The sequence below is a fragment of the Paraburkholderia dilworthii genome, from assembly GCF_000472525.1.
Taxonomy (GTDB): Bacteria; Pseudomonadota; Gammaproteobacteria; order Burkholderiales; family Burkholderiaceae; genus Paraburkholderia; species Paraburkholderia dilworthii.
Genome location: NZ_AWZT01000016.1, coordinates 68,053 through 82,000, shown reverse-complemented (window position 1 = coordinate 82,000; position 13,948 = coordinate 68,053). Strand labels below are relative to the sequence as shown.

Below are 13,948 nucleotides of genomic sequence, written 5' to 3'. Positions count from 1 at the left end.
AGCATTGTTCCATCCAATGATTACTAGTTCTATCTGATAGAACTCCATGGAGACCCACATGGTCCGCAGTAGCGAGATGGTGCGCACGCCGCAAGGTGTGACACCCAGCGGCATCGACGTGCTGGATCGCGCCGCGTCGATCCTGTTCGCCTTTCGCCGCGACGACGAACCGCTCACGCTCACGGAGCTTTCCGAGCGAACCGGGCTTTACAAAAGCACCCTGTCGCGGCTCGCGCAGGCGCTGTGTCATCACCAGCTTCTGATTCGCCGCGACGACGGACGTTTCTGGATCGGCTCGGGCGCGATGCATCTGAGCGCCGTCTATGAAGCCGGCTTCGATCTGCGCGACATCCTGCTGCCCGCGATGAAGGAACTGAGCGCCGAGACCGGCGAGGCGGTGTCGTTTCATGTGCGCGAGCGCGATCACCGCGTGTGCCTGTACCGGATCGCATCGCGGCACTCGATCCGCGCGGAAGTGCAGCAAGGCGACACGCAGCCGCTCGAACGCGGCGCGGGCGGACGCGTGCTGCTCGCGTTTGCGGGCGAACCCGGCGAGCCGTACGACAGTGTCCGTTCGCGCTACGTCTATCTGTCGATGGGCGAACGCGACCGCGAAACATCGGGCATTTCGGCTCCCGTGTTCCGCGTCGGTCAGGAACTGGTGGGCGCGCTCGGCATCGTCGGGCCGTCCGCGCGCATGGGCCTGGAGGAAATGGAGCGCTACCGTCCGCGTCTGCTCGAATTCGCGGCGCGCGTAACGAAGGCGCTGGGCGGCGACGCCGGGCCTTTATTGAAGGCCGCGGCGGTTACGCAAGCGGCGCCCCTCGCCTGAATACCGGCACGAGCCGAACGCCTGCGCCAACCATCGAAAAACAGCGGCCCGACGCATCGGGACAAACGGAGGAGAACGAGAATGCTCAAGTGGTACACCGAGTTGACGAAGTCCGAGAAGCGCACCTACTGGGCGTGCTTCAGCGGCTGGGGACTCGATGCAATGGACACGCAGATGTACGCGCTCGCCATTCCGACCCTGATCGCGCTGTGGGGCATGACACGCGGCCAGGCCGGCGTGCTCGGCACCACGGTGCTGATCATGGCGTCGCTCGGCGGCTGGATCGCAGGCATACTCGCCGACCGCTATGGACGCGTACGCGTATTGCAGATCACGATCCTGTGGTTCTCGGCTTTCACGCTACTCTCCGCGTTCACGAATTCGTTCGGGCAACTGATGATCACGCGCGGCCTGCAAGGCCTCGGCTTCGGCGGCGAATGGGCGGTGGGCGCGGTGCTGATCAGCGAGACCATTCGCCCGCAAGTGCGCGGCCGCGCGGTGGGCTCGCTGCAAGCGGGGTGGGCCGTGGGCTATGGCGTGGCGGTTCTGCTGTCCACGCTGATCTTCAGCACGCTGCAACCCGAGTGGGCGTGGCGCGTGCTGTTCGCGATCGGCATTTTGCCGACGCTGCTCGTGCTGTGGATCCGGCGTCACATTCAGGAAGCGCCGGTATTCGCGCAGATTCGCCGCGAACATGCGGCCGATCGTCCAAGCATCTGGGCGGTGTTCGACCGCCCGATCCGCGCGACGACTTTCAAGGCGATCCTGCTCACGTTCGGCATCTACGGCGGCAACTACGTGATGATCACCTGGCTGCCCGCCTATCTGAAGCTCGTGCTCCATCTGTCGATCACGAACATCGGCGGCTACCTCGCGATCAACATTCTCGGCTCGTTCGCAGGGGCGTTCCTGAACGGCTGGATGGCGGACCGCTTCGGCCGGCGCCGCACGTTTATCGTGATCGCGCTGCTACAAGCCGTCGCTGTGGCAACGTACACGCTTGCGCCAATCACGCTGCCCGTCACGCTCGTCCTCGGCTTCGTGCTCGGCACGCTGCAATCGGGCACGGCGGCAGGCACCGGCGCGTACATCGCCGAACTCTTTCCGACGCGCATCCGCGCTTCGGCGCAAGGTCTGTGCGGCAATGCGGGGCGCGCCATCGGCGCAATCATGCCGGCGATGGTCGGTGTGCTCAGCGCGAAGCTCGACCTCGGCGTCGCGATGGGCCTGTGCGCGTGCGCGTCGTATGTGCTGGTCGTGACAGCCGCGCTGATGTTGCCGGAAACGCGCGGACGCGACCTTTCGCACGTCAGCGGCGAAAGCACCGCCCACACCACGCGGCGTGAAGACAACATTCCGGCAGCGCGTAGCGACAGCGCACTGCCACGCTGAAAATTTCGCCACGTGGCATTTCAATCGGAGTACATCGATGATCATCGACATTCACGGTCATTACACGACCGCGCCCAAAGCGCTGGAAACCTGGCGCAATCGCCAGATCGCCGCGCTCGGCAATCCCACCGACGCGCCCAAGCCGTCGGAGTTGCAAATCAGCGACGACGAGTTGCGCGAGTCGATTGAAACCAACCAGCTACGCCTGATGCGCGAGCGCGGGCTCGACCTCACCGTGTTCAGTCCGCGTGCGAGTTTCATGGCGCATCATATCGGCGACTTCAACGTGTCGAGCACGTGGGCCGCTATCTGCAACGAGCTGTGCTACCGCGTGAGCCAGCTGTTCCCCGAGAACTTCATTCCGGCCGCGATGCTGCCGCAAAGCCCAGGCGTCGACGTGGCCACCTGCATCCCCGAACTCGTGAAGTGCGTCAAGCAGTACGGCAATGTCGCGATCAACCTGAATCCCGATCCGTCGGGCGGCCACTGGACGAGCCCGCCGCTTTCCGACCGCTACTGGTATCCGATCTACGAGAAGATGGTCGAGTACGACATCCCCGCAATGATTCACGTGAGCACGAGCTGCAACGCATGCTTTCACACTACGGGCGCGCACTACCTGAACGCGGACACCACTGCGTTCATGCAGTGCCTTACGTCGGATCTGTTCCGCGAGTTCCCGACATTGCGTTTCGTGATTCCTCACGGCGGCGGCGCGGTGCCGTATCACTGGGGACGCTTTCGCGGTCTCGCGCAGGAAATGAAGAAGCCGCTGCTCGAAGAGCATCTGCTCAAGAACATTTTCTTCGACACCTGCGTCTATCACCAGCCGGGCATCGACCTGCTCACGAACGTAATTCCAGTCGACAACATTCTGTTCGCGAGCGAGATGATCGGCGCTGTGCGCGGCATCGATCCGCAAACGGGCCACTACTTCGACGATACGAAGCGTTATGTCGAGGCCGCTGCTATGAATCCGGAACAGCGCTATCAGATCTACGAAGGCAATGCGCGGCGCGTATATCCGCGCCTTGATGCCGCGCTGAAAGCACAAGGACGTTGAACATGTACGAACTCGGCGTGGTTTATCGCAACATCGCGCGCGCGGATAGCCGCGTCGCGGATAGCCTCGGCGCGCTCGGCAGCGCGACCGTGCACGAAGCAATGGGACGCGTCGGCCTGATGAAGCCCTACATGCGCCCGATCTATGCGGGCGCGCCGGTAAGTGGCACAGCCGTCACGGTGCTACTGCATCCCGGCGACAACTGGATGCTGCACGTCGCCGCCGAGCAGATTCAGCCCGGCGACATCGTAGTGGCAGCCGTCACCGCCGACTGTACCGACGGCTATTTCGGCGATCTGCTTGCAACGAGCTTCCAGGCGCGCGGCGCGCGGGCGCTCGTCATCGATGCGGGCGTGCGCGACGTCAGCGTGCTGACCGAAATGGGCTTTCCGGTCTGGAGCAAGGCGATCTCGGCGAAGGGGACCATCAAGGCCACGCTCGGCTCGGTGAACATTCCCGTGGTCTGCGCGGGTGCGCTCGTCACACCGGGCGACGTGGTAGTTGCCGATCTGGATGGCGTAGTCGTCGTGCCATCCGCGAAAGCGCACGAGACGCTCGACAAAGCCAGCGCACGCGAGGCAAACGAAGGGCAGAAGCGCGAAAAGCTCGCCTCCGGCGTGCTCGGCCTCGACATGTATCAGATGCGCGAGCCGTTGAAGCAGTTGGGTCTTCGCTACATCGACTGACTGTGACGTTGTGCTCTGAAAGCCCAACGCGACACGCCTCACAGCAGCGATCGATAAACAGATCAGGCAGCGGTGTCAACGTTTGGCGTGGGGCGCGCCCCCGCCCCGCATCGACGGTACGTGTCTGTACATGGCATGCGGGATCGGCTTCATCTCGCAGGCCACCGACATGCCGCCCTCGCTCACACACCAACTCAGTCTTCTCGCTGTGATGCTGCGCACACCGAAAGGCGAAACCGGTGCCGCGGGCGGCGCGCTCGTCAAACTTGCAGCGACGTTGCAGAGCTCCGGCGCGTTGCCGCTCGCGGGCGTCGGACTGTTGCGGCACTCGTTCTGTCGAAGTGGGAAACATGTTCGACAAGCAGAAATTCAACGCCTTCTCTGACGGCCGCGACGCACCGCCGAGCGATCCTGCCGCACTGCCGGCGAACGAAACACAGCTTTGACTGCGCTCGTTTTTCAACGCCATTTACGGAGTTCCCGCATGCCTCAGTCATTCCAGAAATCCGCCGGCCATATCGCGATCATCGGCTTCGGCGAAGTCGGCCCCATCTTTGCGCGCGCATTGACGGATGCGGGGCGCACGGTTCGCGCCTTCGACATCAAGCTGCAAGATGCGGCCACGCGCAGCGCGATCATCGAGCGTGCGGAGAAAAGCGGCGCACAAGTCGCAGACGACCTTGCGTCCGCATTGCGCGATGCACAGCTTGTGTTCTCCGCCGTCACTGCGAGCCAGGCCGAAGCCGTCGCGACTGCCGCCGCCGCGCATCTCACGGCGGGTCAGCTTTTCATCGATCTCAATTCGGTGTCGCCTGCGGTCAAGCAGCGCAATAGCGTGACGGTTCAGCAAAGCGGCGCCGATTACGTCGAAGCCGCGGTCATGGCGCCGGTGCCGCCGCAAGGCGTTCGCGTGCCGATGCTGCTCGGCGGGCGCGTCGCCGCGCAAACGGCGGACCTTCTCAACGGACTCGGCATGCGTTGCGAAGCAGTGGCGCAGGAAGTCGGGCTCGCATCGGCGATCAAACTGTGCCGCAGCATCATGATCAAGGGCATGGAAGCGCTCTGCGTTCAGTCGATGCTCGCCGCGCATCAGTTCGACGTCGACGGCCGCGTGCTGAGTTCGCTTGCGGCCACGTTTCCCGGCGTGGGCTGGGATCAGGGCTACGAAGCGTATCTGATCGGGCGAGTGGTCGAGCACGGTCAGCGGCGCTCGGAGGAGATGCGTGAAGCCGCGTTGATGCTCGACGGTCTCGGCATGTCGAGCGCGCTCGCAACTGCTGTCGCCGACATGCACGAGCAACTCGCCGCGCGCGCCGCGCCGCTCGTCGATGCGCTCGACAAGAAAGGCGGCCTGCCAGAATGGCGGACGCTGCTGAAGCCCGCGTAAGCAGAGGCAGTTAACTGCGAAGCGCGGTACGCATAAGAGCGATCAACTTCGCCCGCAGATCCGCGTCAAATCTTCGATGATCCAGTCGAGACACGTCTGTGCGAGATCGTCCAGCTGACGACCCGCGAGTTCTCGGGCCGCTCGCCGCCGTACTCTCGTCGCTGTACCGGCCTCCTGGGCGATGCCGGCGGGCGCCACGCATCCGCTACTGCGATGGCCGCTCACGGAACGAAGCAAGCGGCCTCGCATCGTTTGAATGCCGTTTGAATGCCGACTTGCCTTGCGCCGGTAATCGTTCTCCCTATCGCCATTAGTGGCTCCATGCATATCGCAGAAATCCGATATATACTTCGTTCCGTAGCGATGCAGACCTGTGGACGGCAACTCGTCCACGCCTGCGCACTGAAACAGTTCGACGGTAGTTGACGAATGAAACGAACCCCCATTGCGCCGGATATCGACGCGATACACAAAGCGCTCGCCAATCCGGTGCGTCGCGAGATTCTTGGCTGGCTGCGCGAGCCACATGCGCATTTCGCCGACCAGGAACTCCCGCTCGACCACGGCGTATGCGCGGGCAAGATCGACGCGCGCTGCGGGCTCTCGCAGTCCACCGTGTCGGCCCACCTCGCGGCGTTGCAGCGCGCGGGGCTCGTCACGTCGAAACGTGTGGGGCAATGGGTGTTCTTCAAACGCAACGAGTCCGTTATTCAGGCGTTCCTCGAGCATATGAACTCGAAGCTCTGACCGGTTTCGCATCGCCGCTTCCTTCGCTTTTTTGTTGCCACGCAACTATTTTTCGGCCCAAGGCGTCCGCGCCTCAGCCAAAGGTGAACATTTATGCCGACTCTTTTCGATCCGCTGCAAATTGGCGACCTGACCTTGTCGAACCGCATCATCATGGCGCCGCTCACGCGTCAGCGCGCCGAGGAAATCCGCGTGCCCAACGCGCTGATGGCGAAGTACTACGCTGAACGTGCAACCGCGGGCCTCATCATCAGCGAAGCCACCTCCGTCACGCCGCAGGGCGTGGGTTATGCCGATACGCCGGGCATCTGGTCGCAGGAACAGGTGCAAGGCTGGAAGCTCGTCACGAACGCAGTGCACGCTGCGGGCGGCAAGATCTTCTTGCAACTGTGGCACGTCGGCCGCATTTCCGATCCGCTCTTTCTGAATGGCGAATTGCCGGTTGCGCCAAGCGCAATCGCAGCGAAAGGCCATGTGAGCCTCGTGCGTCCGGAGCGCCCGTATGTCACGCCCCGTGCGCTCGAACTCGATGAAATCGCAGGCATCGTTCAGGCGTTTCGCCAAGGTGCTGAAAACGCGAAAGCAGCCGGTTTCGACGGCGTTGAAGTGCACGGCGCCAACGGCTATCTGCTCGACCAATTCCTGCAGGACAGCACCAACCAACGTACCGACGCATACGGCGGCCCGATCGAAAATCGCGCGCGTCTGCTGCTCGAAGTCGCCGACGCGTGCATCGACGTGTGGGGCGCACATCGCGTGGGCGTGCACCTCGCGCCGCGCCGCGACTCGCACGACATGGGCGACTCGAATCCGGCCGCGACGTTCGGCTACGTGGCCCGCGAACTCGGCAAGCGCAAGATCGCCTTCATCGCAGCGCGCGAAGCGTTGGGCGAGGACCGTCTCGGCCCTCAGTTGAAGAAGGAATTCGGCGGCCCGTACATCGCGAATGAAAAGTTCACGAAGGAAACCGCACAGCAAGTACTCGATGCGGGCGAAGCTGACGCGGTGGCATGGGGCCAGTTGTTCATCGCGAATCCGGACCTCGTGCGCCGTTTTGAAACCAACGCGCCGTTGAACAAGCCGAATCCCGCCACGTACTATGCGCGCGGCGAGACGGGTTACATCGATTATCCGGCGCTCGAAACGGTGGAGTAAGCGGAAGCACGCAGCGGCGAGAGGCTACCGCGAGGCGGCTTTAAGCGGCTCGAAGCGGCTGTGAAGCGGCTGTGAAGCGCAGCGAAAAGCGGCGGGCGCAATCGGAGGAAAAAATCTCCGACGGCGCCCGCCGCGTTTGTTTTGCGCCAGGTAGCGCGGCGCGCCGCACAGGAAAACCGCGTCAGGCGAGATCGCGCCGCATGAACACGCGCTTCGATTCGTCGAGGCCTCGTGCGATATGCGCCTCGCGCCTTGCGGTCAGAGCCGCATCGAGTTCGGCTTCTTCGATATCGCGGAAACCCAGACGCCGATAATACGGTGCATTCCACGGTACTTCGCGGTACGTCGACAAGATCAGTTGCATGATCTCTCGTGAGCGGGCGAGTCGCGCGACCTGCTCGATCAGCGCCGCGCCGATGCCTCGCCCCGCATGCGACGTAAGCACGTCCAGTTCCTGAATGTAGATACGCGCGGCTTGCGGCTCGAACATCACGAATCCCACGCACATTCCATTGGCATCCACAGCGACGATCACTTCCTGTGCCGCAATCTTGCGCTCGACGAGAGGCAGACTCATGGGCGGCGCGTCCGCGATACCCGGCATGCCGACGCTGATGAAGCGCAGGCTCGCTTCGAATTCGATCGTGCGAATGGTTTCTGCGTCATGCGGCGCGGCAGGACGGAAAGCAATATCGGCTGGCGGTTGCATGAGATCGGACGTTAGCGTTGGACTTGTTCACGGAGACGACACGCGATATTGACATCGCAGCCGCGAAATACACAAGTATCCGCGCTGTCAGAGGACTAAACTGCTGAACATCCGACAACCTTGGAACCGGCATGCAACTGATGCACATGCTGCAGATCGCCCTGCACTTCGACCAGCACCTAAGCGGTCTGATCGTGCAATACGGCACGGCCGTGTACGCGATGCTGTTTATCGTCGTATTCGTTGAGATCGGTTTTCTACCGCTATTCTTTTTGCCGGGCGATCCGCTCATTTTCATTTGCGGTGGCCTCGCAGCCGCCGGCGCGCTGAATGTCTGGCTCGTAATTCCGGTGTTATTCGCGGCGACGGTGGCGGGAAGCGTCGTCGACTATGCCATTGGGCGCGCGATCGGCGAAAAGGTTTATACCGCCGACTACCGCTGGCTCGACAAGAATGCGCTGCGCCGTGCACACAGCTTCTACGAAGCTCGCGGCGGATTGACTTTCCTGTTGTCGCCGTTCATTGCAGTGGTGCGTACTTTTGCACCGTTCGTCGCCGGCGTTTCGCGCATGACGTTCACCCGCTTTCTGTCGTTCGTGACGGCGGGCGCGGCACTGTGGATTGTTTCGCTCGTCACGGCCGGCTACCTGTTCGGCAACGTGCCGCTTGTGCGCGATCACATGAGTTCGATTGTTCTGCTGGGCGTTTCGCTCGGTGTCGGATCGCTGCTCGTAAGCACGCTGTGGCGACTGATCAACCGTCGCTCGCGGGCTCATTGAGCGACCGCTTGCGACCCGGTAACCGTCGTTCACCGCTATATCCAGCCTTCGATTTTTAGCCCAGTCGCGCGTTCCGCTTCTTCGCGCGATACGGTGCGTACGGTCTGCCCGAAACTCCAGATATGCCCTTCCGGATCGCGCGCCGCATAGACGCGGTCGCCGTAAAACTGATCCGCCGGTTCGCGGGTAATGACAGCGCCTGCGGCACGCGCGCGGGCGCAATGTTCGTCGATGCCCTCGCGTAGTTGTACATGTACCGACTGCGTATTCTTCCCACCAACAGAAAGCGGACTTACCGAGTCCTCCGACCATTCACGGCTGATCATCACGTAGCTGTCGCCGAAACGCATTTCCGAATGGGCGAGTTGCCCGGCGTCGTCGGTAATCACCAGTTGCCGCGTGAAGCCGAAAGCCCTTTCGAGCCACCCGATGGCGGCGAACGGGTCTTTATAATAGACAGCCGCGCCGAATGACGGTCGATGCGAAGATTCGCTCATGAGTTTCCTTTGCGAAGGGGCCAAGACCGAGCCCGCATTCATTAGCACAGCGGCGCGCGGCACACGGTGGCACGCTATGCATTAAAACGTTATTGACTGCCGGAGGCAGCAGGCGCCGCGCTGGCGGACTGACCCGGGCCGCTCGCCGCCGCTGCATCGCTCGCGCGCTTCGCGGCGTCGCTTTCACCGCTCGTTCCTTTCGCGCCCGCTGAGTTGCTCATCACGCCGCTGCTCGCGGAGCTCATGGTGTCCTTGCTGGTGTCGTCCACTTTTTTGCAACCGGCCGCACTTGTCGCCACTGCGGCCAGTGCGGAAAGCGACACGGCCAGCAACGCGCCTTTCGGATTCCAATGCATGGTAGCACCCGTTCGGTTCGTCGTCGCGCGAAACGCGGCATGGGTTCGTCAATGCAGTGTCGCCAGCATTGCTTGTGCCTGGGACTGCCAGCGGCAGGCCGACGCGGCGCGGCAAGCGGTTTGCTTCGACGGTAGTCTCACACGAATGAACCGCACCCAAAGGAGAACCGACCATGCTGCTCAGCGATGAAGAACTCGCGCGCCTCGAAGGCGTTGCGCCTTTTCTGGAAAGCGAGGCCAAAACCTCGCTCAACTTCGCACCGGACTACGAAGTGACGGCTGAACTGGCGGCGCATCTGCAACCGGGCTTGCGCATCCGCGCGCCGGAGTCGCAGGCGGCGTTGTCCGATCCCGATGCGCCGCCGTATCCGCTGAATCTCTTCGTCGGTTTGCCGCTCGACGAATTGCGCAGCCTCGCCCATGCCGACGACGCGGCACGCGAAGCGATGATCGCGCGCTTCGGAGCATCGTTTGCGCCACGCCTGCTGCGCGCAATCGAAACCGAAACGCCGGGCGCGATTAATCTCGACGCTGGCGTGCAGAGCGAATCGGGCACGCTCTCCGTGATGCTCGGCGAGCTTGGGCAAGCGTGATAGCACGGGCGCTCCAGACCCGCACAGCGAACGCATCGCCGAACGCGCGAGGCAATACGTGTATTTACTTCCCCGATGTTTGCAGATTTGACAGCGAACGCCGGTGCGCCTCGCGCGTTCGTGAGCGGGCCGCTATTCGTTGCCCACACCTTTCGACACTTCCGCGGGACTACCGTACTCCTGCTCCGGCAGGCGTTCGAGTGCGTCGAGCACTTCTTCGTCGGCGCCGTTGCCTTTCGCCGTATCGAGCAGACTCGCCTTGTCGGCCGGATACGAAGCGCCCTTCAGCGCCTTCTGCACATCGATGAACTTGCGGATCGGACCACCGTTCGAGTTCGTATCGGACTTCGCCATGTGCTTCTCCTTGATTTGCCAAGCAGTGGCTGAGCATGCAGCATCGCGCGTTCCTCGCGTCAGTCCGACGTGTTTTGCTCGCGACGCATCGCGTGCTTCGCCAATTGCGGTAGCGGGAATGAATCTGGCTCGTTCATCTGGACGGGCCGCTGCAGATTGGCGGCCCACTTTCGTCACCATAGCAAGCAAGGGATCTTGCCGTGAGCACTGCGGACCGCGAAGCCATTCTTGTCAACCAGCAAGCGATTCTGGCGCAGTTCGGCGAGCTTGCGCTCCGCTCCGACGATCTGGATGAAATTCTCAGCGAGGCATGCCGTCTCGTCGCCGAAGCGCTGCAAACAGATATGGCGAAGGTCATGGAATTGCAGGAGGACCGCATGACGCTCCTGGTGCGCGCCGGCGTCGGCTGGCCGCCAGGCGTGGTCGGTCATGCGACAGCGCGAGCGGAGCGCGGCTCGTCCGAGGGTTATGCGCTGCAAACGGGCAAGCCCGCCATTTCGCCGGACATCGCCAATGAAAAGCGCTTTCGCTATTCACAGTTCATCGTGGATGCGGGGGTGAAAGCGCTCGTCAACGTAGTCATTCTCGGCGGAAAAGAACGGCCGGCGTACGGCGTGTTGCAGGTGGACAGCCGCAAGCCCCGCGACTTCAATGACCTCGATACCGAATTCCTGCGCTCCTACGCGAACCTGCTTGCCGCCGCCGTCGAGCGGCTGCGAATCGCCGCCGAAACGCGCAAACATGCAATCTGGCTGCGCGAGAGCGAAGAGCGCTACCGGATGCTGGCCACGCAGATCCCGCAACTGGTGTTCACCTGCAGGAGTACCGGCGAGCGCACGTGGGGTAGTCCGCAGTGGATCGAATACAGCGGCATTTCGGAGCAGGACAGTCTAGATTTTGGCTGGCTCGATGCGGTTCACCCGGGCGATCGCGAGGCGACCATCGCGGCGTGGAGCGCGTGCGAGGCGAAAGGGAAATATGCGGTCGAGCACCGCATCCGCCGCGCGTCCGACGGCGCGTACCGCTGGTTCCAGACCCGCGCGACCCCGGTTCGCGCCGAAAACGGCATCGTCGCATGGCTCGGCACATCGACAGATATCGAGGACCAGGCCCGCGCACGCGAAGCCTTGGAACGCGGCAGCGAAGAACTTGAAAGGCGCGTATTGGAGCGCACCGCCGAATTGCAGCGGGCACTGGATACGCTTCATCGCGAAAGCCGCGAACGCTCACGCGCAGAAGAACGTTTGCGCCACAGCGAAAAATTAAAGGCAATCGGCCAGCTTACCGGCGGCATCGCACACGACTTCAACAACATGCTGCAAGCAATCATGAGTTGTCTGAGCCTGATCCGCGTGCGCATGCAACAGGGCCGGCCGACCGACGTGGTCACGCTCGTCGAACGGGCGGAAAAAGGCGCAACCCGTGCGGCAACATTGACGCACAGGCTGCTCGCGTTCGGCCGCCAGCAGACGCTCGAGCCCCGGCTCGTGAGCCTCGATGCGATCGCGCACGACATGGAGGACATGATCCGCCGCGTAGTAGGCGCGGGGATCAACGTCGAACTGAAGCTCGGCGACGGGACCTGGCTCGTGCAGTGCGACCCCAACCAGATGGAAAGCGCACTCGTCAATCTATGCGTGAACGCGCGCGACGCGATGCCGGACGGCGGATGGCTCACCATCAGCACGAGCGAGGTCATATTGAGCGAAGCCGAAGTCGCCGGATTCGAGGACGCCCAGCCCGGGCGTTACTGCTGCATTGGAGTGTCCGATACCGGCACGGGCATGTCGCCCAAAATCGTGGAGCACGCATTCGAGCCGTTCTTCACAACGAAGCCCTCGGGCCAGGGCGTCGGCCTCGGCCTGAGCCAGATCTACGGTTTCGTCAGACAGTCCGGCGGAATCGTGCAGATGGAAACGGCCCTCGGCAAAGGGACGACCGTACGCCTGTGCTTGCCTGCCTCCGTTCAAAGAGAAGATATGGAAGACGATCGCAAAGACCCTGCAAAAACCATCATACTTGTCGAGGACGAAGAGATCGTCCGCGAAGTGACCGCGGAGCAATTGAGGGAACAGGGCTACCGCGTGCTCGAAGCCGACAGCGGAGCCGCTGCGTTGCGGCTCTTGCATGCCGGCGCTCGTTTCGACCTGCTGATCAGCGACGTCGCTCTGCCCGGCGCGATGAACGGCCGCCAGGTCGCGGAGGCTGTGAGGCAACGCTATCCGGCGATGCCGGTTATTCTCGTCACCGGCTATGCGCCGGGCGATGCGCTCTCCGACATGGAAGTGATCCGCAAACCGTTCGCTCCCGAGGTGCTCGCCGAGCGCGTGCGCGCAAAGCTCGAGCAGTTGCGAACCGACGTCGACTAAACTGTCGAGCCTCTATACCGGCGATTAGCCGTTACGGTTATTGATCATATACAGATCCGCACCGATGCCAGTTTACGACTACCAGTGCGCCGACTGCGGCGGTTTCGAAACGGTCCGCCGCATTGCCGAACGCGACGAACCCGCGCCGTGCCCGCAATGCGGGAATACGGCTGCACGTGTGGTAATCGGCGCTCCTTCGGTCGGCGGCGGCTCGGCGGACGACGCTCGCGAAGAAAGCGGAAGTTATGGCATGCGGCATCGCGGCGGATGCGCCTGCTGCTGAGTGTTTCGTCCTCCCTACCGGCAATTGCGCCAACGCCCGGCACGCAGTGTGCTACGAGCTGAACAAGAGCAATTCCCGGAGAAACACAATGCGACCAGCAGATGCGGGCTCCAGCTCGGACAGCATGGACACTGTCCCGCAGACGTCCAGCCCTGCGTACGCAGCACGCAATCCCATCACGCGTGCATTCGACGCCTTCGCAAGTTCAGTTACGCGGCTTGCCGGTTCGCCGGTTGCATTCGCTCTCGCGATCATTACTGTGATCGTCTGGGCCGTCACCGGACCACTCTTTCATTTTTCCGACGCCTGGCAACTGGTCATCAACACCGGCACCACCATCATTACCTTCCTGATGGTGTTTCTGATCCAGCAAAGTCAGAACAAGGACAGTGTTGCGATGCATCTGAAGCTCAACGAATTGCTTGCTTCGCATCGCGCGGCGAACAATCAGCTGATCGGTATCGAGGACGCTTCGGAAGATGATCTTCGCCGGCTCGCCGAAGCGTATTTGCGGCTGGCAAGCCGCGTAGGCGCACACGGCAAGCAGACCGTCGACGTGGATGCCTGCGTGCAAGACGCCCCGGCGGAGACGGCAAAGGAGCCCGAAGGCGCTTCCTGATGCCGAGCCTCGCCGGCTTGTCGCGCGGCGACCTGCGCGCCATCCCCTGGACCGGCGCATGTTGCCCGAATGTCGCTCTTATGTCGCTCGTATGCCGCGCATATTTCCCGGTGCCTTCCATCGTTTA

Annotated in this window: 17 protein-coding genes; 13 read left to right on the top strand and 4 right to left on the bottom strand. The window is 62.6% G+C overall.

All coding sequences use genetic code 11. The features are described from left to right. Positions 1-58: 58 nt before the first annotated feature. The 8 genes from F759_RS0116200 (at position 59) to F759_RS0116165 (ending at position 7,262) form a co-directional block, all read left to right on the top strand. Positions 59-832: an IclR family transcriptional regulator gene (locus F759_RS0116200; RefSeq protein WP_027800784.1), complete on the top strand. Its 774-nt coding sequence runs from the start codon at positions 59-61 to the stop codon at positions 830-832. A gap of 81 nt (positions 833-913) precedes the next feature. Then, positions 914-2,224 (top strand): MFS transporter, encoded by a 1,311-nt coding sequence (locus F759_RS0116195; protein ID WP_027800783.1) that lies wholly within the window; start codon positions 914-916, stop codon positions 2,222-2,224. A gap of 37 nt (positions 2,225-2,261) precedes the next feature. Further along, complete coding sequence (locus tag F759_RS0116190) at positions 2,262-3,287, top strand: amidohydrolase family protein (RefSeq protein WP_027800782.1); 1,026 nt, start codon at positions 2,262-2,264, stop codon at positions 3,285-3,287. Positions 3,288-3,289: 2 nt separating this feature from the next. Continuing rightward, positions 3,290-3,973 (top strand): 4-carboxy-4-hydroxy-2-oxoadipate aldolase/oxaloacetate decarboxylase, encoded by a 684-nt coding sequence (ligK, locus tag F759_RS0116185; RefSeq protein WP_027800781.1) that lies wholly within the window; start codon positions 3,290-3,292, stop codon positions 3,971-3,973. Positions 3,974-4,055: 82 nt separating this feature from the next. After that, on the top strand, positions 4,056-4,358 hold the full coding sequence (locus F759_RS0116180) for a cation:dicarboxylate symporter family transporter (RefSeq protein WP_274533480.1): 303 nt from the start codon (positions 4,056-4,058) through the stop codon (positions 4,356-4,358). A 99-nt stretch (positions 4,359-4,457) separates the two neighbouring features. After that, the gene (locus tag F759_RS0116175) at positions 4,458-5,360 is read left to right on the top strand and encodes an NAD(P)-dependent oxidoreductase (RefSeq protein WP_027800779.1); all 903 of its coding nucleotides are present in this window, start codon (positions 4,458-4,460) and stop codon (positions 5,358-5,360) included. A gap of 429 nt (positions 5,361-5,789) precedes the next feature. Continuing rightward, a complete protein-coding gene (locus tag F759_RS0116170; protein ID WP_027800778.1) occupies positions 5,790-6,107 on the top strand; it encodes an ArsR/SmtB family transcription factor in 318 nt (105 codons plus the stop codon). A 93-nt stretch (positions 6,108-6,200) separates the two neighbouring features. Then, on the top strand, positions 6,201-7,262 hold the full coding sequence (locus F759_RS0116165) for an alkene reductase (RefSeq protein WP_027800777.1): 1,062 nt from the start codon (positions 6,201-6,203) through the stop codon (positions 7,260-7,262). 181 nt (positions 7,263-7,443) lie between these two features. Here F759_RS0116165 and F759_RS0116160 read toward each other — a convergent pair whose 3' ends face one another. Continuing rightward, positions 7,444-7,971 carry a GNAT family N-acetyltransferase gene (locus F759_RS0116160; protein WP_027800776.1) on the bottom strand — a complete coding sequence of 176 codons (528 nt, stop codon included), beginning with the start codon at positions 7,969-7,971 and terminating at the stop codon, positions 7,444-7,446. Positions 7,972-8,102: 131 nt separating this feature from the next. On the opposite strand from F759_RS0116160, the gene F759_RS0116155 reads away from it, so the two are divergent. After that, a complete protein-coding gene (locus F759_RS0116155) occupies positions 8,103-8,750 on the top strand; it encodes a VTT domain-containing protein (RefSeq protein ID WP_027800775.1) in 648 nt (215 codons plus the stop codon). Between the two features lie 35 nt (positions 8,751-8,785). Here F759_RS0116155 and F759_RS0116150 read toward each other — a convergent pair whose 3' ends face one another. Both F759_RS0116150 and F759_RS0116145 read right to left on the bottom strand, forming a co-directional pair. Further along, positions 8,786-9,247: a VOC family protein gene (locus F759_RS0116150; protein WP_027800774.1), complete on the bottom strand. Its 462-nt coding sequence runs from the start codon at positions 9,245-9,247 to the stop codon at positions 8,786-8,788. 89 nt (positions 9,248-9,336) lie between these two features. Then, the gene (locus F759_RS0116145; RefSeq protein WP_027800773.1) at positions 9,337-9,603 is read right to left on the bottom strand and encodes a hypothetical protein; all 267 of its coding nucleotides are present in this window, start codon (positions 9,601-9,603) and stop codon (positions 9,337-9,339) included. A 173-nt stretch (positions 9,604-9,776) separates the two neighbouring features. Here F759_RS0116145 and F759_RS0116140 point away from each other — a divergent pair, with 173 nt between their 5' ends. Further along, a complete protein-coding gene (locus tag F759_RS0116140; RefSeq protein WP_027800772.1) occupies positions 9,777-10,196 on the top strand; it encodes a hypothetical protein in 420 nt (139 codons plus the stop codon). Positions 10,197-10,328: 132 nt separating this feature from the next. Here the strand turns inward: F759_RS0116140 and F759_RS0116135 are convergent, their stop codons facing one another. Then, positions 10,329-10,550 (bottom strand): DUF2795 domain-containing protein, encoded by a 222-nt coding sequence (locus F759_RS0116135; protein WP_027800771.1) that lies wholly within the window; start codon positions 10,548-10,550, stop codon positions 10,329-10,331. A 200-nt stretch (positions 10,551-10,750) separates the two neighbouring features. On the opposite strand from F759_RS0116135, the gene F759_RS0116130 reads away from it, so the two are divergent. The 3 genes from F759_RS0116130 (at position 10,751) to F759_RS0116120 (ending at position 13,821) form a co-directional block, all read left to right on the top strand. Beyond that, on the top strand, positions 10,751-12,919 hold the full coding sequence (locus F759_RS0116130) for a response regulator (protein ID WP_027800770.1): 2,169 nt from the start codon (positions 10,751-10,753) through the stop codon (positions 12,917-12,919). A 64-nt stretch (positions 12,920-12,983) separates the two neighbouring features. Further along, positions 12,984-13,202 carry an FmdB family zinc ribbon protein gene (locus F759_RS0116125; RefSeq protein ID WP_027800769.1) on the top strand — a complete coding sequence of 73 codons (219 nt, stop codon included), beginning with the start codon at positions 12,984-12,986 and terminating at the stop codon, positions 13,200-13,202. A gap of 88 nt (positions 13,203-13,290) precedes the next feature. Next, entirely contained in the window at positions 13,291-13,821 is a 531-nt protein-coding gene (locus tag F759_RS0116120) for a low affinity iron permease family protein (protein WP_027800768.1), read from the top strand. Positions 13,822-13,948: the final 127 nt, after the last annotated feature.

Coding starts and splice junctions, on each gene's coding strand:
- F759_RS0116140 (WP_027800772.1), top strand. CDS start 9,777: ATGCTGCTCAGCGATGAAGAACTCGCGCGCCTCGAAGGCGTTGCGCCT.
- F759_RS0116165 (WP_027800777.1), top strand. CDS start 6,201: ATGCCGACTCTTTTCGATCCGCTGCAAATTGGCGACCTGACCTTGTCG.
- F759_RS0116170 (WP_027800778.1), top strand. CDS start 5,790: ATGAAACGAACCCCCATTGCGCCGGATATCGACGCGATACACAAAGCG.
- F759_RS0116135 (WP_027800771.1), bottom strand. CDS start 10,550: ATGGCGAAGTCCGATACGAACTCGAACGGTGGTCCGATCCGCAAGTTC.
- F759_RS0116145 (WP_027800773.1), bottom strand. CDS start 9,603: ATGCATTGGAATCCGAAAGGCGCGTTGCTGGCCGTGTCGCTTTCCGCA.
- F759_RS0116150 (WP_027800774.1), bottom strand. CDS start 9,247: ATGAGCGAATCTTCGCATCGACCGTCATTCGGCGCGGCTGTCTATTAT.
- F759_RS0116120 (WP_027800768.1), top strand. CDS start 13,291: ATGCGACCAGCAGATGCGGGCTCCAGCTCGGACAGCATGGACACTGTC.
- F759_RS0116175 (WP_027800779.1), top strand. CDS start 4,458: ATGCCTCAGTCATTCCAGAAATCCGCCGGCCATATCGCGATCATCGGC.
- F759_RS0116195 (WP_027800783.1), top strand. CDS start 914: ATGCTCAAGTGGTACACCGAGTTGACGAAGTCCGAGAAGCGCACCTAC.
- ligK (WP_027800781.1), top strand. CDS start 3,290: ATGTACGAACTCGGCGTGGTTTATCGCAACATCGCGCGCGCGGATAGC.
- F759_RS0116200 (WP_027800784.1), top strand. CDS start 59: ATGGTCCGCAGTAGCGAGATGGTGCGCACGCCGCAAGGTGTGACACCC.
- F759_RS0116155 (WP_027800775.1), top strand. CDS start 8,103: ATGCAACTGATGCACATGCTGCAGATCGCCCTGCACTTCGACCAGCAC.
- F759_RS0116125 (WP_027800769.1), top strand. CDS start 12,984: ATGCCAGTTTACGACTACCAGTGCGCCGACTGCGGCGGTTTCGAAACG.
- F759_RS0116190 (WP_027800782.1), top strand. CDS start 2,262: ATGATCATCGACATTCACGGTCATTACACGACCGCGCCCAAAGCGCTG.
- F759_RS0116160 (WP_027800776.1), bottom strand. CDS start 7,971: ATGCAACCGCCAGCCGATATTGCTTTCCGTCCTGCCGCGCCGCATGAC.